This window comes from Roseomonas haemaphysalidis (genome assembly GCF_017355405.1).
Taxonomy (GTDB): Bacteria; Pseudomonadota; Alphaproteobacteria; order Acetobacterales; family Acetobacteraceae; genus Pseudoroseomonas; species Pseudoroseomonas haemaphysalidis.
This window is the reverse complement of sequence record NZ_CP061177.1, coordinates 1-18,627: the sequence shown is the minus strand read 5'-3', so window position 1 is coordinate 18,627 and position 18,627 is coordinate 1. Positions and strand designations below refer to the sequence as shown.

The following is an 18,627-nucleotide window of genomic DNA, read 5'->3' as shown; positions in this document are numbered from 1 at the left end:
ACCGGCCGGCGCAGCGGCCAGCCTGCGCACGCGTTTGCCCGGACCCGCCCATGCCGCTTTGGATTGCCGCCACCCTGTCCGCCGCCCTGTTCCAGTGCTGGCGCACCGCCTTGCAGCAGCGGCTGCGGGGCACGCTGTCGGTCAATGGCGCGGGGGTGGTGCGCTATCTCTACGGCGTGCCCTTCGGGCTGCTGCTGCTGGGCGGCTACGCGCTGGGCACGGGGCAGGGGCTGCCGGCCATCGGCGGCGGGGCGTTTCTGGGCTGGGCGGCGCTGGGCGGGCTGGGGCAGATCATCGGCACCAACCTGCTGATCATGTCCTTCGGGCCGCGCGGCTTCGCGGTCGGCACCGCCTATTCCAAGACGGAGGCGGTGCAGGGCGCGGTGCTGGCGCTGATCCTGCTGGGGGAGCGGGTGTCGTGGCTGTCGGCGCTCGGCATCGCGGTGGGGGTGGGGGGCGTGCTGTATCTCTCGCTCGCCGGGCGCAACCTCAGCGGCATGGCGCTGCTGCGCGCCACGGTGCAGCCGGCGGCGCTGTGCGGCTTCGGCGCCGGCACGGGCTTCGCGCTCACTTCCATCTTCATCAAGTCCGCCAACCTGGCGCTGGACCACCCCGACCCGGTGCTGCGGGCGCTGGTGACGCTGTGCGTGGCCAATGCCATGCAGACCGTGATGCAAGGTGCCTGGCTGGCGTGGCGCGAGCCCGAGCAGTTCCGCGCCGTGTTCCGCAGCTGGCGCAGCAGCCTGCCGGTGGGGGCGCTGTCCGCCTGCGGCTCGGCCTGTTGGTTTTCCGGCTTCGCGCTGGCGCCGGTCGCCATGGTGCGCGCGCTGGGGCAGGTGGAGATCGTGTTCACGCTGTTGTTCAGCCGCTTCTACCTGAAGGAAACGCTGAAGCGGCAGGAGGTGGCGGGCGCGCTGGCGATCGTCGGCGGTGTGGTGCTGCTGCTGCTGGGCACGGTGCGCTAGCGGCCCGGCCCGGCACTGCCTGCTCCGGCGCCGCCGGATTCCGGCGGGTGGCCTGTGGCGCCGGCCGCCGCCGCGAGCCACGGCCGCGGCAGGCTGGGGCCGGGGCGTGGCGGGATTTGGTTTCCCTGGCCGGTGCCGCACATCAGGATGTCATGCGCCGGTCATCCGTCTGTCACGGGGGGCCTCTATATGCCGGGCCAACACGAAGGGCGGTCGATGCTGCAGCTTGAGGGTCTCACGCGCCGGTTCGGCGACAAGGTGGCGGTGGACGGGGTCAGCCTGTCCGTTCCGGCCGGCCAGATGGTCGGTGTCATCGGTCGCTCGGGTGCCGGCAAGTCCACCCTGCTGCGCATGGTCAACCGGCTGGCGGAGCCGAGCGAGGGCCGCATCCTGCACGACGGCACCGAGGTCTCGGCGCTGAGCGGGCAGGCGCTGCGCGACTGGCGCACCGACTGCGCCATGATCTTCCAGCAGTTCAACCTGGTGCAGCGGCTGGACGTGCTGACCAACGTGCTGGTGGGCCGGCTGAACCACCGGCGCGGCTGGGGCGGCACGCTGGCCACGCTGTTCAAGCATTTCTCGGCCGCCGAGCGGGCCATGGCGCTGTCCGCGCTGGCGCGCTTTGACCTGGACGGGCAGGCGCTGCAGCGGGCGGACACGCTGTCCGGCGGCCAGCAGCAGCGCGTGGCCATCGCCCGCGCGCTGTTGCAGCAGCCCAAGATCATCCTGGCCGACGAGCCGATCGCCAGCCTGGACCCGCGCAACGCGCAGGTGGTGATGGAGGCGCTGCGCGACGTGAACCAGCGCGACGGCATCACCGTGCTGTGCAACCTGCACCACCTGGACACCGCCCGGCATTACTGCGACCGCATTGTCGCGATGCAGGCCGGGCGCGTGATGTTCGACGGCCCGCCCGCCGGCCTGACGGCGGCGCGGGTGCGCGACATCTACGGCGTGTCCGAGGACGAGTTCGAAGCCTCGCCCGAGATGGGCGCGCGCCTCACCCCGACGGCACCGCTCGCCGCGCCATTGCCCGCCTGAACCCACGCTTTCGCTGGAGACAGACCCCATGATCACCCGCCGTTCCCTGGCCGCGCTCGCGGCCGGCTCCCTGATGCTGCCCGCCGCCCTGCGCGCCCAGGGCGCCGCTCCCCAGAACACGACCGCCATGCCCGCCGCCGGCAAGCGCGCCTGGGCCGAGCAGGTGCCGCAGATCCGCCTCGGCCTGCTGGGCGGCGAGAACGAGGGCGACCGGCTGGGGCGCTTCGACGCCTACCGCAAGCTGATCGAGGACACCTTTCAGGTGCCCACCCGCCTGTATCCGGCGGCCGATTATTCCGGCGTGATGCAGGCCTTCGCGGCCAAGCAGATCGAGGCCTCCTCCATGGGCGCCTCGGGCTATGCCGGCACCTGGCTCGACACCAACGGCGGCGTGGAGCCGCTGGTGGTGCCGCGCGAAAAGGACGGCTCGATCTCCTACGTCTCGGTGATGATCACCCGCAAGGACAGCGGCATCGCCAGCCTGGACCAGATGAAGGGCCATTCCCTGGCCTGGGCCGACCCCAACTCCACCTCCGGCTACCTGGTGCCGCGCTCCGAGCTGCGCGGCAACGGCATCGACATCAACAGCTTCTTCTCCCGCACCGGCTTCGCCGGCGGGCACGAGCAGGCGGTGGTGGCGGTGCAGCAGAAGCAGTACGACGCCGCCGTCACCTGGGCCTCGGGCCAGGGCGACGAGGCCCAGGGCTTCACCCGCGGCAACCTGCGCGCGATGGTGGAGAAGGGCATGCTGAACATGAACGACATGCGCATCATCTGGACGTCGCGCCCCATCCTGAACGGCCCGCTGGTGGTGCGCACCGACCTGCCGGCGGCGTTCAAGACCGACTTCACCGACTTCCACCTGGCGCTGCCCTCCGCCCACCCGGCGATCTACGAGGCGATCGAGCGCGGCGGCGGGCTGGGCTACGCCCGCGTCACCCACGCGCAGTTCGAGCCGATCGTGCAGCTGCGCCGCGAGGAAGCCGCCGAGCGCCGCCGGCGGACCTGAGGCCTGGGGGGTGGGCCAGGGGCGCTGCCCCTGAAGCCCCGCCGGGGTGGCCGAGCCACCCCGGACCTCGGCTTCTGGAAGCAGTTTCGGGCTTTCAGGATGAACAGCGGCGCTTGCTGACTTTTTCAAGAATAAAGGCCACCCGCGCCGAGCAGGCAGTCCCCGGGGGTCACCGACCCCCGGGGCAGGATACAAAACAGCTGTCGGGGTCCGGGGTGCTTCAACCACCCCGGCGGGGGTCCAGGGGGCGGCGCCCCCTGGCCTGTCCCTTGTCGCGACCAGCGCAACCCAGCCGCCCGCAGCCCCTGCTGGTTGCGGCCCGGGGGCGTGCCTAACCTGATCCCTCGCGCGCATGGGGCGCGCCTGAGGAAGTGCCGAGTGTCATGCCGCTGATCGCCCGCCGTCCGTTCCTGTCCCTTGCCGCCGCTGCCGCGCTGGCCCCGGCCGTTGCGCGCGCGCAGGCGCCGCGCGTGCGGCGGACGGCGGATGCCGACGTCGCCTTTCCGCAGGCGGGGCGCCGGGACTGGGCGGCCGAGGTGCCGCAGATCCGCATCGCGCTGCTGGGCGGCGAGAACGAGGCGGACCGGCTGGTGCGGTTCGAGAACTATCGCGCCCTGCTGGAGGCGACCTTTGGCGTGCCGGTGCGGGTGATGCCGGCCAGCGACTACGCGGGCGCGGTGCAGGCCTTCGGGGCGCGGCAGGTGGAGGTGGCCTCGCTCGGCTCCACTGCTTATGCGGCGGCCTGGATGGACACCAATGGTGGCGTGGAGCCGCTGGTGATCCCGGAGGAGGCCGACGGCTCCATCGACTACCGTGCCGTGATGGTGGTGCGCGCCGACAGCGGCATCATGGACTTCGCGGGCATGAAGGGGCGCTCGCTCGCCTGGGCGGACGTCAATTCCTCGTCCGGCTATCTGGTGCCGCGCGTGGCGCTGCGGCGGCAGGGGGTGGATGTCGCCACCTATTTCAGCCGCACCGGCTTCGCGGGCGGGCACGAGCAGGGCGTGGTGGCGGTGCTGCAGAAGCAGTACGACGCCTGCATGACCTGGGCCTCCGGGCTCGGCGACCCGGCGGAAGGCTTTTCCCGCGGCAACCTGCGCGCGATGGTGCAGAAGGGCATGCTGGACATGCGCGACATCCGCATCGTCTGGACCAGCGAGCCGATCGTCACCGGGCCCATCACGGTGCGGGCGGACCTGCCGGCGGCGGCCAAGGAGGACCTGAAGCAGTTCTACCTCGGCCTGCCCAAGGCGCATGCCGACATCTACCAGCAGATCACGCGCGGGCCGGGCACCGGATACCGCGAGGGCCGGCAACAGGACTTCGAGATCTTCATCGAGATGCGACGCGAGGAGGCGGCGGCGCGACGCCGCCGTGAATAGCCCATGAGAGTGTTGCGATGAGCGCCACCACCGCCGACAGCGCGCTGCTGGCGCGCGGCGAGGCCGCCTTCCGGGCCGCCCGCCGGCAACGGCGGCTAGCCACGCTGGTCAGCCTGGCGCTGCTGGCCATCTGCCTTTGGGCCGCGGCCCGGGTCAGCGAATTCTATCCTTCCACGCTGGCGGCCGGGCTGCCGCGCGTGGGCGAGTATTTCCACAAGCTGGTGCCCGCGCTGCGCTGGGACGCGCTGCTGAGCGGGCCGGGGACGGAAGGCAGCATCGCCTTCTGGTTCTACCGGCTGGACGACTGGGCCTGGCTGCTGTTGCAGACCTCGCAGATGGCGGCGCTGGCGACGCTGGGGGGCGCCGTCGTGGCGCTGCTGCTAGCCTTTCCCGCCGCGCGCAACATCGCCCCCACGCGCGGGCTGAACCTGCTGACGCGCCGCGGGCTGGAGGCGATGCGCACAGTGCCCGAGATCGTCTACGCGCTGATCTTCGTGTGGGCCTTCGGCATCGGCCCGCTGGCCGGCATCCTGGCGATCTTCTTTCACACCGTGGGCGCGCTGGGGAAGCTGTTTTCCGAGGTGATCGAGAACACCGAGCTGCGCGCCTGGGAAGGGCTGCGCGCGTCCGGCGCCAACTGGGTGCAGGCGTGCCGCTACGCCATCCTGCCGCAGGTCGCGCCCAATCTCATCAGCTACGCGCTGCTGCGTTTCGAGATCAACGTGCGCGGCGCCAGCGTCATCGGCTTCGTGGGGGCCGGCGGCATCGGGCAGGAGCTGAACCTGGTGATCTCGTCCAACTACTACGAGGAGATCAGCGCCATCATCGTGCTGATCATCCTGACGGTGTTTGTCATCGACATGGTGTCGGAGCGGCTGCGCCACCGCGTCATCGGCGCGGAGGCCCATTGATGACCGACGCCGACATCGCCCTGTGGCAGCAGCGCCTGCCGCGCGCCTTCGGCGCCACCCCCGCCACCCGCGCGCTGCGCTGGGCGGGTGGCGCGGCCTTCGTGGTCTGGCTGGCCACGCTGCTGTGGTGGTTCGACATCACCCCCGCGCGGCTGTGGAACGGCCTGTCCGGCCTGTTCGTGATCCTGAAGCTGATGGTGCCGCCGAGCCCCGGCGAGCTGTGGATGGATATCCTGCGCGGCATGGCGGAAAGCGTGGCGATGGCCTTTCTCGGCACCGTCATGGCGGCCGTGGTGGCGGTGCCGCTGGGCTTTCTGGGCGCGCGCAACGTGGTGACCGTGACGCTGCTGCGCTTTTCCGTGCGCCGCTTCTTCGATGGCATCCGCGGCGTGGACCAGCTGATCTGGGCGCTGGCCTATGTGCGCGCGGTGGGCCTCGGCCCGCTGGCCGGCGTGCTGGCGATCTTCACCAGCGACCTCGCCGTGCTGGCCAAGTTGTATGCCGAGGCCATCGAGAACGCCGAGAAGAAGCAAAGCGAGGGCGTGGTCGCCGCCGGCGGCAACACGCTGCAGGCGCTGCGCTTCGGCGTGCTGCCGCAGGTGCTGCCGATCATGCTGGCGCAGGCACTGTATTTCTTTGAAAGCAACACGCGCTCCGCCGCCATCCTGGGCGTGGTCGGCGCCGGCGGCATCGGGCTGCAGATCGCCGAGCGCATCAAGGTGCGCCACTGGGATGAGGTCGCCTTCATCATCATCCTGATGGTGGTGACGGTGGGCGTGATCGACTTCATCTCGGCGCGGGTGCGGCGGCGGCTGATCGGGGTTCGCGAAACGCCGATGGGGTGAGGGAAGGCCAGGGGGAATGAACGCCCCCCGGCCTCATCTTTCTTCTGTTTGTTTTCGACGTGCGGCCACTGTCAGCGGGCGAACGCTTCCAGGCAAAAACCAGAAACGTGGGGGGGCGGGAAAGAATGCCTTCTTTCCCGGTTCCGAAGCCTTCAGGAAAATCCTGAAAGGTTCAGGCCGCGTCCTCGCGCCGGTCGCGCACCTTCACGTAGGCGATGGCGGCGTGCTCGGCGCAATACGGCTTGGTGCCCATGGCTTCCGCCGTGCAGAAGCGAAAGCCCGGCGTGCCCGGCTCGCCGATCGGCCAGCAGCAGGACCGGCTGGTGCTGCGCGGAAACGGGCGCACCACGGCGGGCATGGCGCGCGCGGGCGGCGGCGGCGCGGGCTTGCGGGCGGGGGCGGCGGCCACCGGTGGCGGCGCCGGGCGGGGCGCCACGGGGGCCGGTGCCGGGCGCGGGGCGGGCGGCGGCTGCGCGGCCACGGGCTGCGGCGCCGGGGCAGGCTGCGGGCGCGGGGCCGGCGGGGTGGCGGTGGCGGGCGATGCCGGTTGCGGCGCGGGCTGCGCCACCGGGGCCACGGCGGCGGCGGCCGGCGCGGTGCCGGACGCGGGCTCGCGGCGGATCGGGCTGGGGCGGGGCGGCAGCACCAGGCGGTGGGCCTTGCCCACCACGGCGTTCTTGGAGATGCCCATGCGGCGGCCGATCTCCGCCGTGGAATGGCCCTCGGCCCAGTAGCCCCGCAGGGCCTCGATCGCCTCCGGTGTCCAGTCCATGGCCCGCTCCCGCTGTCGCTTCTACCAAATACGGTAGTTGCAGCCGCGGGCCGAACACAAGATGCGCTGCAACCCGCGATTGCTGAAAGCTGTGGAAAACCACTCATGCCGGGGGATAACCCCGGCGCGGCGGGTCAGAACATCAGGCCCTTGCGCAGCATGCCGTGCACGCCCTTCTCGCCGTTCACGGTCTGCGTCACACGGAAATCCACGGCCATGGAGCAGAACTGGTAGGCATCCGCGGCGGACACGCCCGCGCGCTCGACGATAAAGGCGATCATCTCGCGCAGCGCCTGCTTCATGGCGAGGTCGAGATCCTCGTGGATTCCCATGGAGATATAGTGCGTCGGCGTTTCGGCACGCGGAAAGCGCAGCTTCGGCGCCTTGGCGCCGCCGCCCTTGTGCAGCGTGAAGCGGAAGCGCCCGGTCAGGCACATCTCCAGCGCCGTGACGCAGACCTCGCCGTCGCCCTGCACGCCGTGGCCGTCGCCGGCCGAGAACAGCGCGCCCGGCGCGTGCACCGGCAGAAACAGCGTGGTGCCGGCCACCAGCTCCTTGTTGTCCAGGTTGCCGCCATGCGCGCGCGGCTCCTTGGTGGAGATCTGCCCCCATTCCATGGGCGGCGCCACGCCCATCACGCCGAAGAACGGCGACAGCGGCAGGTCCAGATGCCCCCGCGGCCCGAAGGGCAGGCGGCAGGTGTTGGCGGCGCGGTCCACCGGGATGTGCAGCAGCCGGCGATACGGAAAGTCTTCCGGCAAGGTGCCGACCAGCGGGCGGAAATGGTTGTAGCCCCAGTCGGCGCCCAGCTCGATGGCTTCCACCGCCACTTCCAGCGCGTCGCCCGGCTCGGCGCCGCTGATGGCCACGGGGCCGGTGACCAGGTGCGGGCCAAGGCGCGGGATGCCGGCGGCGTGGATCGCGGCCAGCGCCGGCGGCACCGCCATGCCGGAGCCGGCGGGGGGCATGATCTCCGCCGGGCCGGACACGCACTGCATCTCCACCACGTCGCCCGACCGCACCGTCAGCACCGGCGGGAAGGAGGCGTCGAAGGCGCCGAAGCGCACCGTCTCTGGGCTGGCGTGCAGCGTGTGGGTCTGGCTCATGCGGGCGATCCTCAGCGGGGGCGGCAAGGTTCGGGCGTGGCGGCACGCGGGTCAACCCGGCGGGGCATCGACAGCCCGCGGCGGCCCGGCCACACTGCGCCGGTCATCAAGGATTGCCGCGGCATGTTTCTGATCTGGTCGGGATGGGGCATCCTGGTGGTGCCCATCGTGCTCGTGACCTCCGTGGTGGTGGGCGGCCTGCTGCAGGCGGCGCTGACCGCCGCCGGGCGGCCGGACCTGGCCTTCCTGGCGTTCTTCGCGGGCGGCATGGCGGCGGCGGCGGCCAATTGGTTCATCGGCCGGCGCCTGAACAGCGCACCCCCGCGCGAACTGCTGGACCCGCGCACCAACGAGCGCGTGCTGCTCTATCGGCGGCACAAGCTGTTCTGGATCCCGATGCAGTACTGGTCGATCCCGGTGGCGATCGCGGCACTGGTGCCGCTGCTCGCGCTGTTCGGGAAGTAAAGGCTGGGGGAAAGAATTCCCCCAGGCCCCCATCTTTTTTCTGTCTGTTTGCAGCACGGGGGGCGGGCGGAGTGCGCTGGAGGTCTATGACCTCCGGCGACTGCGGGTTCCGAAGGCACGGCCTGCTTCCGGATAAAAACAAAAGAAGGGGCCCGGGGAATTCTTTCCCCGGCCTTGCTTGCTTAAACCCCGATAAACCCGCCCGACTGCCGCGCCCAAAGCCGCGCATAGGGCCCGTCGTGTTCCAGCAGTTCCGCGTGGGTCCCTTGTTCCACGATGCGCCCGTGTTCCAGCACCACAACGCGGTCCATGGTGGCCAGGGTCGACAGCCGGTGGGCGATGGCGATCACGGTCTTGCCCGCCATCAGCCGGTCGAGCGATTGCTGGATGGCGGCTTCGACTTCCGAGTCGAGGGCGGAGGTGGCTTCGTCCAGCACCAGGATGGGGGCGTTCTTCAGCAGCACGCGGGCGATGGCGACGCGCTGGCGCTGGCCGCCGGAGAGCTTCACGCCGCGCTCGCCCACATGGGCGTCGTAGCCGGTGCGGCCGCGCCAGTCGGACAGGTCGTGGATGAAGCTTTCGGCCTCGGCATCGCGCGCTGCGTCCGCGATTTCCGCGGCGGTGGCGTCCTGGCGGCCGTAGCGGATGTTGTCGCGGATGGAGCGGTGCAAGAGGGCGGTGTCCTGCGTCACCATGCCGATGGCGGCGCGCAGGCTTTCCTGCGTCACGGCCGCGATATCCTGGCCATCGATCAGGATGCGCCCCTGCTCGGGGTGGAAGAAGCGCAGCAGCAGGTTGACCGCCGTGGTCTTGCCGGCGCCGGAATGCCCGACCAGGCCGACGCGCTCGCCCGGTGCGATGCGCAGGTCGAAGTCGTTGAGCACGCCGCGCGCGGAGCCGTAGCCGAAGCGGACATGCTCGAAGCGGATTTCTCCGCGCGGGACGGCCAGCACCGCCGCGCCCTCCGGGTCCGGGGCGGTGGGGGGCACGGCGATGGAGCCGGTGGCTTCCTGCACCACGCCGATGTTCTCGAAGATGGCGGCGACGTTGAAGGCCACCCAGCCGGAGATGTTGGCGATCTGCCAGGCCATGGGCAGCGCCGCGGCGACGGTGGCCAGCGGGATGCGCCCCTGGTTCCACAGCGAGAGCGACAGCGCCGCCATGCCGGTGAGCATGATGGCGTTCAGGCAGGACAGCAGCAGGCCGTTCAGCGTGATCATCCGCATCTGGCGCTGAAAGGCGGCAGTGAGGCCGAGGATGCCTTCCCGCACGAACTGGTCTTCCTGCTCGGCGCGGGCAAAGAGCTTGAGGGTGAGGATGTTGGTGTAGCTGTCGACGATGCGGCCGGTGAGCAGCGAGCGCGCCTCGGACGCGGCGCGCGACCGGTCGCGCAGCCGGGGCACGATGAAGCGCAGCAGCAGGCCGTAGACGGCGAACCAGCCGAGGATGGGCAGGGCCAGCCACAGGTCGGCGCTGGCCAGGAACAGCACGGCGCCCGAGCCATAGACCAGGATGTACCAGACGGCGTTGACCGACTGCACCACGCTTTCGCGCAGCGCAGGGCCTGCCTGCATGACGCGGTTGGCGATGCGCCCCGCGAAGTCCTCCTGGAAGAAGGCCCAGCCCTGGCGCACCACATGGTAGTGGCTTTGCCAGCGGATCATGCTGGTGACGGTGGCGTTGATGGCCTGCTGGCCCACCACGTTCTGCGTCAGGATCGCCAGCGGGCGGCACACCAGCAGCACGAAGGCCATGGTGGCCAGCGCGCCGCCGGCCTCGGTGAACAGCGTGCCGGGGGCGTATTGCTGCAGCAGGCCGACGACGCGGCCGATGAACACCGGGATCAGCGCGTCCAGCAGCGCCACCACCAGCCCGATGACAAAGAGCAGCAGGAACAGCAGCCGCGCCTGGCGGATGAAGTACCAGTAGAAGCCGGGCAGGCTGGCGGGCGGCGGCTGCGCCGGCACCGGAACGCCCAGCCGGCGGCTGGCCGGCTGCCCGACGGGGGCGACGGGATCGACGAGGGTCTCGAACGGCAAGGGCATGCGGCCAGGGGGAACCCCTGGCGGCCCGGCGTCAAGCCGCGCCAGCCACCTTCACGCGAATAGCATCGGGCTCAGGCGGTGGCGGGGCCGATCCGCAGCAGCTCGCGGTACAGCGCCGCCATGCCGGCGGCGGTGGCCACCGACACGGCCGCGTTGGCCACCACCCCCGCCAGCCCCGCGAAGACCGACAGCGGGCCGGCCATCAGCAGCAGCGCGGCGGCGAACCACGCCACGATCAGCACCGCCGCGTTGAGGCCCACGAATATCACGCCCAGCGTCAGCACCGCCCAGCGGTGGCCGCGCGTCATCTCCGTGCTGCGGCGCAGCGCCTCCACCGGGCCGGCGGGGGGCTGCAGCGCCAGCACGGGCAGCGACACCGCCCAGCAGCACAGCAGGATGATGCCCGGCACCACCAGGAACACCAGCCCCAGCCCCACCGCCAGCCCTTCCAGCAGCATCAGCCCCACCAGCGCGGGCAACAGGCGCAGGGCGCGGTCGATGCCGGCGCGCAGCGGCAGCGGCTGGCCTTCCGCCTGGGTCCAGGCCCGGTGGACCAGGATCACTTGCAGCACGCCGCTGAGCACCACCACCACCAGGTTGGCCAGCATGACGCGCAGCAGCTCGCCATCGGTCAGCATCGCATCGGGGTCGGCGGGCACCGGGGCCACCAGCCCGGCCATCCAGCTCGGCAGCCCGGCCAGCAGCAGCCCCAGCAGAAGGAACACCTCGGCGTCGCGGCGGACCATCTCCGCGGCCAGCCGGACGACGCGGGCGGGGGACAGCGTTTCAGCGGGCATGCGGCGATCCTGGAACGGTGGCCTGAAGGGGGCGGGCGTCACAGCCAGCCCTTGCGCTTGAAGTACAGGATCGGCAGCACGGCGCTGCAGATCATCAGCAGCAGCGCGGCGGGGTAGCCGAACCGCCAGCTCAGCTCCGGCATGGAGGAGAAGTTCATGCCGTAGATGCTGGCCACCAGCGTCGGCGGCATCAGCGCCACGCTGGCGACGGTGAAGGTCTTGATGATGCCGTTCTGGTCGATGTTGATGATGCCCAGCACCGCGTCCAGCAGGAAGTTGGCCTTGTTGGACAGGAACGAGGCGTGCTCCACCAGGGAGCGGACGTCGCGTTCCAGCACCTTGATGGTGGCCTTGTTCTCCTTGCGCAGCGCCTGGCCCTTCTCGGCATTGATGAAGGTCAGGATGCGGGTCAGGCCCAGCAGCGTCTCCCGCGCGCGGGACGTGACCTCGCCCACCTCGCCCAGCGCGATCAGCACGGACTTCAGGTCGGCGTCGCGGGCATTGGCCTTTTTGTGGGTGGTGCCGCGCGCGGTGCGGAAGGCGGACTGGCTGGCGCGGTCCATGTCGGCGCCGATGCGCTCCAGGATGTCGGCCAGGCGGTCCACCACCTGCTCGAACAGGTGCAGCATCACGGCATCGGCCGAGCTGAGCAGGGACGGCGTGCGGCGCGCGCGGTTGCCGAAGGCGGCGAAGGCCTTGGGCGTCGCGTGGCGCACGGTCAGCAGCGTGTGGCCGGCCAGCACGAAGGTGATGGGGGTGGAGCCGTATTCGCCCTGGTCGGCGCCGTACAGGAAGTTGGCGGTGAGGAACAGCGCCTCACCCTCGCGGTACAGGCGGGACGAGCTTTCGATCTCCTGCATCTCCTCGCGGGTCGGCAGCTCCAGCGCCAGGGCCTGCTCCACGGCCTGCACCTCCTCGCGCGAGGCGTTCAGCAGGTCGATCCAGGTGGCGGCACGCAGGATGGAGGCGGGCTGGATGCCGTCGCCGAGGTCCAGCCGGCCATCGGCCACGGTGTAGGTGGTCATCATGGGTGGCGGGTTCCGGCAGGAGGTTCGCGGAGGGCGGTGTTGTAACGCCGGGCCTTGGGGGGCGGAAGCCGAAGGCCGGGGAAAGAATTCCCCGAGGCCCTTCTTTTGCTTCTGTTGTGAAAGCCGCGTGGCCGGCGGGACCCGTCGCCGCCCGCGCTGAAAGCGGGTCGGAAAAAGCCAGGGTTCCGGGGGAAATCCGTTCCCCCGGCCCGGCTTCACGCGGCCGCCGGCCTCGGCTGCGGCAGGCCGAACAGCGTGGCGACGCCGGGAAAGTCCGCCGCCTGCCGGTGGCGGTCGCAGGGCCGGGTGCCATCCGCCCCGCGCACCAGCTGGCAGGTGGCGAGGCCGGCGGTCGCGGCGGCGTCCAGCTCCTCCGCCACGTCGGACAGGAACAGGATCTCGGACGGCGACAGGTGCAGGCCGCGCGCGATGGCGCTGTAGCTGGCGGCCTCGCGCTTGCCGCCGACGCGGGTGTCAAAGAAGCCGCCGAACAGCGGCGACAGGTCGCCCGCCTCGGAATGGCCGAACAGGAGCTTCTGCGCGTCCACGGAGCCGGAGGAATACACGTGCAGCCCGATGCCGGCGCGCGACCAGGCGCGCAGGCTGGGCGCCACGTCCGGCCACAGGTGGCCGCGCAGCCGGCCGTCCAGGTAGCCCTGTCGCCAGATCAGCCCCTGCAGGGCCTTGAGCGGCGTGACCTTGGCGTCCTCGTCCATCCAGCGGCGCAGCGCGGCGGGGGCGTCCTCGCCCGGCTCGGCGAGGCGGCGGGCGTCGGCCAGGATGGCCGCCACCTCGGGCGTGTCGCCGTGGTCGGCCAGAAAGCCCTCCAGCGCCCGGCGCGCGAAGGGGAACAGCGTGTCCTTCACGAAGGCGATGGCGCTGGTGGTGCCTTCGATATCGGTCAGGACGGCGCTGACCGGCGCCATCAGCCCACCACCGCCGGAAAGCGCTCGCTGATGTCGGAGCCGCTGTAATGCGGCGTCCAGCCGGTGGTCTCGGTGAAGATGCGCAGCGCCGTGACGCGCGGCTCCACGCCCGCGTCGAACCAGTGCTGGGTGTTGGCGGGCACGGAGATCAGGTCGCCCTGCGTGCAATGGGCGTCATACACCCTGCCGTCCACATGCATGATGAAGTTGCCGCTGCCTTCGTGAAAGAAGCGGACCTCGTCTTCCGTGTGGATGTGCTCGGACAGGAACTTGGCGCGCAGCGCGTCCTTTTGCGGGTGCGTGCCGTCCAGCTTGATGACGTCGGCGGTGCCGGCGCCGGTGTCGCCCATGAAGGCGTCAAGCTGCGGGCGGTAGGCGGCCAGCACCGCCTCGGCCTCCGCGCCCTCGGGCAGTCCGGCCACCGGCCAGCGCTCGAAGCGCACGTTGATGGGTGCCAGGGCGGCGGCGATATCCGCCTCCTCGGTGGCGCGCAGCAGTTCCTCGCCGGTGGCGGCGTCGCGAACGGTCAGAAGGCTCATCGGATCCTCCTCAGGCCGTCAGGCCTGGCTTTCCTGCAGATGACAATCGAGCATGAACTCCAGCGCTTCCATGCGGTTCAGCGCCGTGTCCATGTCGGGGCCCCATACATAGGCGCCGTGGCCGCGCAGCACATAGCCGGGCGGTATGACATCCATGTTGCCCCAGCGGGCTTCCACCACGCCCTGCAGCCGGGCGATGTCCTGGTCGTTGTCGAACACCGGCACCTCCACGGAGCCGTCATGGGTGGCGAGGCCGGGAAAGGCCTTCAGCAGCTCGTAGCCCGCCAGGATGATGCGCTGCCCGGCGGCGCGGGACAGCACGGTGTTGGCGACCGAATGCCCGTGCAGCACCGCCCCCGCCCCGGGAAAGCGGCGGTAGATGCCGCAATGCAGCAGCGTCTCGGCCGAGGGCTTCAGCTCCGGCCGCTCCGGCCGCCCGTCCGCGTCCACCACCATCAGCGCGGCCGCGTCCAGCCGGGCCTTGTGGAAGCCGGAGCGGGTGATGGCGACGCGGCCGCCATCCAGCCGCACGGACAGGTTGCCGGCGGTGGCGGGCACCCAGCCACGCTCGTCCAGGCGCCGCCCGGCGGCGACGATGGCGGCGGATGCGGGTTCGGGGATGGGGGTGGTCATGCGCGAAGCTCCCGCGGCCAGGGGCGGAACACAAGCAAACGCCCACGCGCCCCGGCGAGGGGGCGGTGGGCGGAAGGGCCATCGCTGGCCGGCACGGCCGCCCGAGGGCGGCCGGCGCCACCTGGATCAGGCGGCGGGGCGGTTGGTGGTGTGCTGCGGCGCGGCCTGGGTCGGCTGCACCGTGGCGGGGCCCTGCAGGTTGCCGGCCGGCGGCACGACCGGGTCGGCCATCGAGGCGTCCGCGGTGTCGTCGTCGGCCATGTTCTTCTTGAAGGACTTGATGCCCTTCGCGAAGTCACCCATCAGGCCGCTGATCTTGCCGCTGCCGAACAGCAGAAGAACGACGACCAGCACGATCATCCAGTGCCAGATGCTGAAGGAACCCATGCCAAGCCTCGATCCTGTTGGGCAAGGCGGGGTGGGGGGCTTGTCCCCCGGCGTCCCGCCCGCGCATTCGTTCTACGTGGTCCACACTACTGTCCCGGTGGCCCCCGTGCAAACAGGCACATGGCGAGACGGGGGGGCGGAAACAACCTTCGCGGAAGGTTCTTTTTTGTCCGGGGGAAACCCGATGGCGGCGCGGCGGGGCCGCCGGGTCATTCCGCCGTGATGCCCAGCGTCCGGATCAGCGCCCCCCAGCGGCTGGTTTCCTGCCGCATGAAGGCGGCGAATTCCTCGGGCGAGCTGGCCACCACCTCGAAGCCCAGGGTGGTCAGGGTTTGCCGCGCCTGCGGGGCCAGCAGCGCCGCCCGGGCCTCGCGCGCCAGCAGCGCCACGCGCTCGGGCGGCGTGGCGGCGGGGCCGACAAAGCCGTTCCAGCCATAGGAGGTGGCATTCGCCATGCCGGATTCCGCCAGCGTCGGGATCTCGGCCAACTGCGGCAGCCGGGCGTCGGAGGTGACGGCCAGGGCGCGGGCCTGGTTCTCGCGCAGCTGCGGCAGGATGCCGGCCACCGTCAGCACCATGGCGTTGATGCGCCCGGCCACCAGGTCCAGCACCGCCTGCGGAAAGCCGCGATACGGCACGTGCTCGGCCTGGAAGCCGCCACGCGCCTTGATCTCCTCCATCGCCAGGTGGCCGCCGGAGCCGGCGCCGACGGAGCCGTAGGTCAGCGCCGTGGGGTTGGCGCGGCCATAGGCCACGAATTCCTCCAGCGTGCGGCAGGGCAGGGAAGGGTGCACCACCAGCACCTGCCCGGCGCGGGCCAGCAGCGAGATGGGCACGAGGTCGCGTTCCGGCTGGTAGGGCAGGTTGGGGTACAGCGCGGGGGCCGTGGTCAGCGGGCCGTTGATGGACACGCCGAAGGTGTGGCCGTCCGTCGCCTTGGCCACCATGTCCGTGCCGAGGTTGCCGCCGGCGCCCACGCGGTTGTCCGCCACCACCGGCTGCCCCAGCACGCCGGCCAGGTGCTGCGCCACCACGCGGGAAATGATGTCGGGCGTGGAGCCGGCCGGGAACGGCACCACCAGCCGCACCGGCCGGTCCGGCCAATGCGGCTGCGCGAGGGCGGGCACGGCCGGCAGGGTGGCGCCGAGCGCCAGGAGGGTGCGGCGTGACAGCATGGGGGAACTCCGTGGCGGCGTCCTGCGACGCTCGTTGCGCTGGCTTTGCCGGCGATTGAGCATGAGCGCGCCGCCCCGTCCAGCGCCGCTAGTTGGCGGCCAGGGCGCGGCGGTTGTAGATGAAGCCCGCCGCCGGATAGCTGGTGTTGCCCAGCCCGTTCGCCGGCGGATACCACACCCGCACCAGCGACCAGTCGTTGCGCGGCGACACATCCACCACCGGCTGGTCCAGCGTCACCCGCCCCTTGGCGCTGCCATTGGCCCAGTTGGCGTGGTCCACCCGGATTTCCCGCGCCGACACCACGCGGCTGACCACGGACAGGTGCCCGTCATTCAACCGGGACGTACGCCGCAACACCAGCACGGCGCCATCGCGCGGCGTTGGCCCGCGCTCGTAGCGCCCGGCGGCGGCGTCCCACCACTGCCAGGCGTCGCCGCTGAGCTGGATGCCGGATTCCGCCCGCGCATAGGGCACGCACCACATGAAGCCGCTGCTGACGCCGCGCCCGCCGCCACCGCAGGCGGCCAGCAACAAGAGGGCGAGGATGGCAAGGAAACCCCGGAACGGCGGCATGGATCGGCCCGATGCTGGACGTGGCGGGCCCCCGGGGGTGGGCCTGGACTGTGGCGTTATAGCATGGGGGGAGGGGGGCCAAAGAGGGCTCCGCCCTTTCCGGACACACCCGCCGGGGGGGGTGGCTGAGCCACCCCGGACCCCGGCATCAGAAAGCGTCCGGGGCGGTCCGGGGAACGAGTGCCAGACGGGGCGGGAGCGCAGGATCTTTGAGGCAAGCCACGCGGGATGATCCGTCAGGCTCGGGCGGCGGCCGTTCCAATCGCGGCTGGTGCCGGGGTCCGGGGTGGCTCAGCCACCCCGGCGGGGGTCCAGGGGGCGGCGCCCCCTGGCCTAGCCTGTCAGGTTTCCAGCATCCGCCGCAGCAGCTCGACGTCTTCCGCGAAGGACACGTCCGCCTGCATCAGCTCCGCCACGCGGGACACGGCGTGCATCACGGTGGTGTGGTCGCGGTTGCCGAAGCGGCGGCCGATCTCGGGCAGGGAGCGGGAGGTGAGCTGCTTGGCCAGGTACATGGCCACCTGCCGCGGCCGCGCCACGTTGCGGGCGCGGCGGGCGGAGCTCATGTCGGTCAGGCGGATGTTGTAGTGCTCGGCGACCTTGCGCTGGATCTCCTCGATCGTCACGCGGCGGTCGTGGGCGCGCAGGATGTCGTGTAGCACCTCCTGCGCCGACTCCAGCGTCACGGGGCGGCCAAACAGGTTGGCGTGGGCGATCAGCCGGTTCAGCGCGCCTTCCAGCTCGCGGATGTTCGACGTAATCTTGTGGGCGAGGAATTCCAGAACCCTGGACGGAACCTCGACCTCCGCCGTTTGCGCCTTGGCCTGAAGAATAGAAATGCGCAATTCGTAGGTGGTGGCGTGGATGTCGGCCACCATGCCGCAGCCGAGGCGCGTGCGCAGGCGGTCCTCCAGCCCCGACAGGTCGGAGGGCGACTTGTCGGCGGACACCACGATCTGCTTGCCGGCATCCACCAGCGCATTGAAGGTGTGGAAGAATTCTTCCTGCGTGTTGTCCTTGCCGATCAGGAACTGCAGGTCGTCGATCATCAGCACGTCCACGGAGCGCAGGCTCTCCTTGAACTGCATGGTGGACTGGTTCCGCAGCGCGTTGATGAAGCGGTACATGAAGGTCTCGGCCGACATGTAGGTGACGTGCCGCTCCACGCCGCCCTCGCCGTTCTGGATGGCCCAGGCGATGGCGTGCATCAGGTGCGTCTTGCCCAGGCCCACGCCGCCATACAGGAACAGCGGGTTGAAGCCGGGCGAGGCCGGCTTCTCGGCCACGCGCCGGGCGCAGGCATGGGCGAACTCGTTGGGCTTGCCCACCACGAAGCTGTCGAAGGTGAAGCGGGCGTCCAGCTTGGCCGACCAGTCGTTGCTGCGGGCATCCGCGGCCTTGGCGGGCTCGGCGCGCAGGGCGGCGGGTGGCGGGGCCAGGGTGGCAGGGGTCAGGGCGGCGGGGGCCAGGGGCGGGGCGGACAACGACTCGGCCAGGCCGCCGGCGCGCGCGGCGGGGGCATCGGGCAGCGCGTCGGGGCGCGGCTCGGCGGCCACGCGCACGTCCACGCGGCGGATGCCGGGGTGCTCGGCCTGCCACAGGGTGCGCAGGCGGTCGCCGTAATGGGTGCGCACCCAGTCGCGCAGAAAGCGCGTGGGCAGGAGGATGACGACCTCCTCGCCCTCGATGGCGGACAGGGTCATCTGGCGCAACCAGGAGCGGTACTCGACCTCGCCGACATCCTCGCGCAGCCGGGCGCGGATGCGGGCCCAGGCCTCGGCCGCCGGGTCGGACAGGGCTTCCAGGCCGTGCTGCGCGGGGTGGGACGGCATGCCCAGCTCATTCTCCATGCGAAGCACCTGCCATCCTTTGACACGTAACCGGCACCGCCCGGCACGCCGGGCAGATTGCACGGGGCCTCCACGGCCCGACCCCGTGAAGGGCACAAACCGGGTGGCACGACATGAAATGCGAATCACCGAGCGTGATCCGTCGTCCGGGCACAGTTCCGCGATCCGCGATTCTTC

Annotated in this window: 19 protein-coding genes; 7 read left to right on the top strand and 12 right to left on the bottom strand. The window is 71.1% G+C overall.

All coding sequences use genetic code 11. From position 1 onward, the window contains the following. Positions 1–50 precede the first annotated feature (50 nt). From IAI59_RS00095 to phnE (IAI59_RS00070), 6 genes are all read left to right on the top strand, one after another. Positions 51–965: an EamA family transporter gene (locus IAI59_RS00095; RefSeq protein ID WP_207417535.1), complete on the top strand. Its 915-nt coding sequence runs from the start codon at positions 51–53 to the stop codon at positions 963–965. 216 nt (positions 966–1,181) lie between these two features. Then, entirely contained in the window at positions 1,182–2,006 is an 825-nt protein-coding gene (phnC, locus tag IAI59_RS00090; protein WP_207417533.1) for a phosphonate ABC transporter ATP-binding protein, read from the top strand. Between the two features lie 28 nt (positions 2,007–2,034). Further along, positions 2,035–3,015, top strand: coding sequence for a phosphate/phosphite/phosphonate ABC transporter substrate-binding protein (gene phnD, locus IAI59_RS00085; RefSeq protein WP_207417532.1), 981 nt, complete (start codon positions 2,035–2,037; stop codon positions 3,013–3,015). 383 nt (positions 3,016–3,398) lie between these two features. After that, entirely contained in the window at positions 3,399–4,397 is a 999-nt protein-coding gene (gene phnD, locus IAI59_RS00080) for a phosphate/phosphite/phosphonate ABC transporter substrate-binding protein (protein WP_207417531.1), read from the top strand. A gap of 17 nt (positions 4,398–4,414) precedes the next feature. Continuing rightward, the gene (phnE, locus tag IAI59_RS00075; protein ID WP_207417530.1) at positions 4,415–5,308 is read left to right on the top strand and encodes a phosphonate ABC transporter, permease protein PhnE; all 894 of its coding nucleotides are present in this window, start codon (positions 4,415–4,417) and stop codon (positions 5,306–5,308) included. Continuing rightward, the gene (gene phnE / locus IAI59_RS00070) at positions 5,308–6,153 is read left to right on the top strand and encodes a phosphonate ABC transporter, permease protein PhnE (protein ID WP_207417529.1); all 846 of its coding nucleotides are present in this window, start codon (positions 5,308–5,310) and stop codon (positions 6,151–6,153) included. Before phnE (IAI59_RS00075) ends, phnE (IAI59_RS00070) begins: the two co-directional genes overlap by 1 nt. A 172-nt stretch (positions 6,154–6,325) precedes the next feature. Here the strand turns inward: phnE (IAI59_RS00070) and IAI59_RS00065 are convergent, their stop codons facing one another. Both IAI59_RS00065 and IAI59_RS00060 read right to left on the bottom strand, forming a co-directional pair. Continuing rightward, positions 6,326–6,925, bottom strand: a complete 600-nt coding sequence (locus tag IAI59_RS00065; RefSeq protein WP_207417528.1) for a GcrA family cell cycle regulator — start codon at positions 6,923–6,925, stop codon at positions 6,326–6,328. Positions 6,926–7,059: 134 nt separating this feature from the next. Next, positions 7,060–8,031, bottom strand: a complete 972-nt coding sequence (locus IAI59_RS00060) for an acetamidase/formamidase family protein (protein WP_207417526.1) — start codon at positions 8,029–8,031, stop codon at positions 7,060–7,062. Between the two features lie 123 nt (positions 8,032–8,154). Here IAI59_RS00060 and IAI59_RS00055 point away from each other — a divergent pair, with 123 nt between their 5' ends. After that, positions 8,155–8,496 (top strand): hypothetical protein, encoded by a 342-nt coding sequence (locus tag IAI59_RS00055; protein WP_207417524.1) that lies wholly within the window; start codon positions 8,155–8,157, stop codon positions 8,494–8,496. Positions 8,497–8,678: 182 nt separating this feature from the next. Here IAI59_RS00055 and IAI59_RS00050 read toward each other — a convergent pair whose 3' ends face one another. The 10 genes from IAI59_RS00050 to dnaA form a co-directional block, all read right to left on the bottom strand. Further along, positions 8,679–10,541, bottom strand: coding sequence for an ABC transporter ATP-binding protein (locus tag IAI59_RS00050; protein ID WP_207417521.1), 1,863 nt, complete (start codon positions 10,539–10,541; stop codon positions 8,679–8,681). A gap of 71 nt (positions 10,542–10,612) precedes the next feature. Further along, a complete protein-coding gene (locus IAI59_RS00045; protein WP_207417519.1) occupies positions 10,613–11,338 on the bottom strand; it encodes a YciC family protein in 726 nt (241 codons plus the stop codon). A gap of 38 nt (positions 11,339–11,376) precedes the next feature. Further along, positions 11,377–12,366 carry a magnesium/cobalt transporter CorA gene (gene corA, locus IAI59_RS00040; RefSeq protein WP_207417517.1) on the bottom strand — a complete coding sequence of 330 codons (990 nt, stop codon included), beginning with the start codon at positions 12,364–12,366 and terminating at the stop codon, positions 11,377–11,379. Positions 12,367–12,581: 215 nt separating this feature from the next. Continuing rightward, entirely contained in the window at positions 12,582–13,292 is a 711-nt protein-coding gene (mtnC, locus tag IAI59_RS00035; protein WP_207417514.1) for an acireductone synthase, read from the bottom strand. Further along, the gene (locus IAI59_RS00030; protein WP_207417512.1) at positions 13,292–13,831 is read right to left on the bottom strand and encodes a 1,2-dihydroxy-3-keto-5-methylthiopentene dioxygenase; all 540 of its coding nucleotides are present in this window, start codon (positions 13,829–13,831) and stop codon (positions 13,292–13,294) included. The genes mtnC and IAI59_RS00030 overlap by 1 nt, the downstream gene beginning before the upstream one ends. 18 nt (positions 13,832–13,849) lie before the next feature. Continuing rightward, positions 13,850–14,464, bottom strand: coding sequence for a methylthioribulose 1-phosphate dehydratase (locus IAI59_RS00025; RefSeq protein WP_207417510.1), 615 nt, complete (start codon positions 14,462–14,464; stop codon positions 13,850–13,852). Positions 14,465–14,590: 126 nt separating this feature from the next. After that, positions 14,591–14,851: a twin-arginine translocase TatA/TatE family subunit gene (locus IAI59_RS00020; RefSeq protein ID WP_207417508.1), complete on the bottom strand. Its 261-nt coding sequence runs from the start codon at positions 14,849–14,851 to the stop codon at positions 14,591–14,593. A 209-nt stretch (positions 14,852–15,060) separates the two neighbouring features. Beyond that, positions 15,061–16,026, bottom strand: a complete 966-nt coding sequence (locus IAI59_RS00015; protein WP_207417507.1) for a Bug family tripartite tricarboxylate transporter substrate binding protein — start codon at positions 16,024–16,026, stop codon at positions 15,061–15,063. Between the two features lie 88 nt (positions 16,027–16,114). Next, positions 16,115–16,600 carry a CHAP domain-containing protein gene (locus IAI59_RS00010; RefSeq protein ID WP_207417505.1) on the bottom strand — a complete coding sequence of 162 codons (486 nt, stop codon included), beginning with the start codon at positions 16,598–16,600 and terminating at the stop codon, positions 16,115–16,117. Between the two features lie 341 nt (positions 16,601–16,941). Continuing rightward, positions 16,942–18,450, bottom strand: a complete 1,509-nt coding sequence (gene dnaA / locus IAI59_RS00005) for a chromosomal replication initiator protein DnaA (RefSeq protein WP_207417504.1) — start codon at positions 18,448–18,450, stop codon at positions 16,942–16,944. Positions 18,451–18,627: the final 177 nt, after the last annotated feature.

Bases quoted from the DNA above. Each gene is read 5' to 3' on its own strand.
- IAI59_RS00095 (WP_207417535.1), top strand. From the start codon at position 51: ATGCCGCTTTGGATTGCCGCCACCCTGTCCGCCGCCCTGTTCCAGTGC.
- phnC (WP_207417533.1), top strand. From the start codon at position 1,182: ATGCTGCAGCTTGAGGGTCTCACGCGCCGGTTCGGCGACAAGGTGGCG.
- phnD (WP_207417532.1), top strand. From the start codon at position 2,035: ATGATCACCCGCCGTTCCCTGGCCGCGCTCGCGGCCGGCTCCCTGATG.
- phnD (WP_207417531.1), top strand. From the start codon at position 3,399: ATGCCGCTGATCGCCCGCCGTCCGTTCCTGTCCCTTGCCGCCGCTGCC.
- phnE (WP_207417530.1), top strand. From the start codon at position 4,415: ATGAGCGCCACCACCGCCGACAGCGCGCTGCTGGCGCGCGGCGAGGCC.
- phnE (WP_207417529.1), top strand. From the start codon at position 5,308: ATGACCGACGCCGACATCGCCCTGTGGCAGCAGCGCCTGCCGCGCGCC.
- IAI59_RS00065 (WP_207417528.1), bottom strand. From the start codon at position 6,925: ATGGACTGGACACCGGAGGCGATCGAGGCCCTGCGGGGCTACTGGGCC.
- IAI59_RS00060 (WP_207417526.1), bottom strand. From the start codon at position 8,031: ATGAGCCAGACCCACACGCTGCACGCCAGCCCAGAGACGGTGCGCTTC.
- IAI59_RS00055 (WP_207417524.1), top strand. From the start codon at position 8,155: ATGTTTCTGATCTGGTCGGGATGGGGCATCCTGGTGGTGCCCATCGTG.
- IAI59_RS00050 (WP_207417521.1), bottom strand. From the start codon at position 10,541: ATGCCCTTGCCGTTCGAGACCCTCGTCGATCCCGTCGCCCCCGTCGGG.
- IAI59_RS00045 (WP_207417519.1), bottom strand. From the start codon at position 11,338: ATGCCCGCTGAAACGCTGTCCCCCGCCCGCGTCGTCCGGCTGGCCGCG.
- corA (WP_207417517.1), bottom strand. From the start codon at position 12,366: ATGATGACCACCTACACCGTGGCCGATGGCCGGCTGGACCTCGGCGAC.
- mtnC (WP_207417514.1), bottom strand. From the start codon at position 13,292: ATGGCGCCGGTCAGCGCCGTCCTGACCGATATCGAAGGCACCACCAGC.
- IAI59_RS00030 (WP_207417512.1), bottom strand. From the start codon at position 13,831: ATGAGCCTTCTGACCGTTCGCGACGCCGCCACCGGCGAGGAACTGCTG.
- IAI59_RS00025 (WP_207417510.1), bottom strand. From the start codon at position 14,464: ATGACCACCCCCATCCCCGAACCCGCATCCGCCGCCATCGTCGCCGCC.
- IAI59_RS00020 (WP_207417508.1), bottom strand. From the start codon at position 14,851: ATGGGTTCCTTCAGCATCTGGCACTGGATGATCGTGCTGGTCGTCGTT.
- IAI59_RS00015 (WP_207417507.1), bottom strand. From the start codon at position 16,026: ATGCTGTCACGCCGCACCCTCCTGGCGCTCGGCGCCACCCTGCCGGCC.
- IAI59_RS00010 (WP_207417505.1), bottom strand. From the start codon at position 16,600: ATGCCGCCGTTCCGGGGTTTCCTTGCCATCCTCGCCCTCTTGTTGCTG.
- dnaA (WP_207417504.1), bottom strand. From the start codon at position 18,450: ATGGAGAATGAGCTGGGCATGCCGTCCCACCCCGCGCAGCACGGCCTG.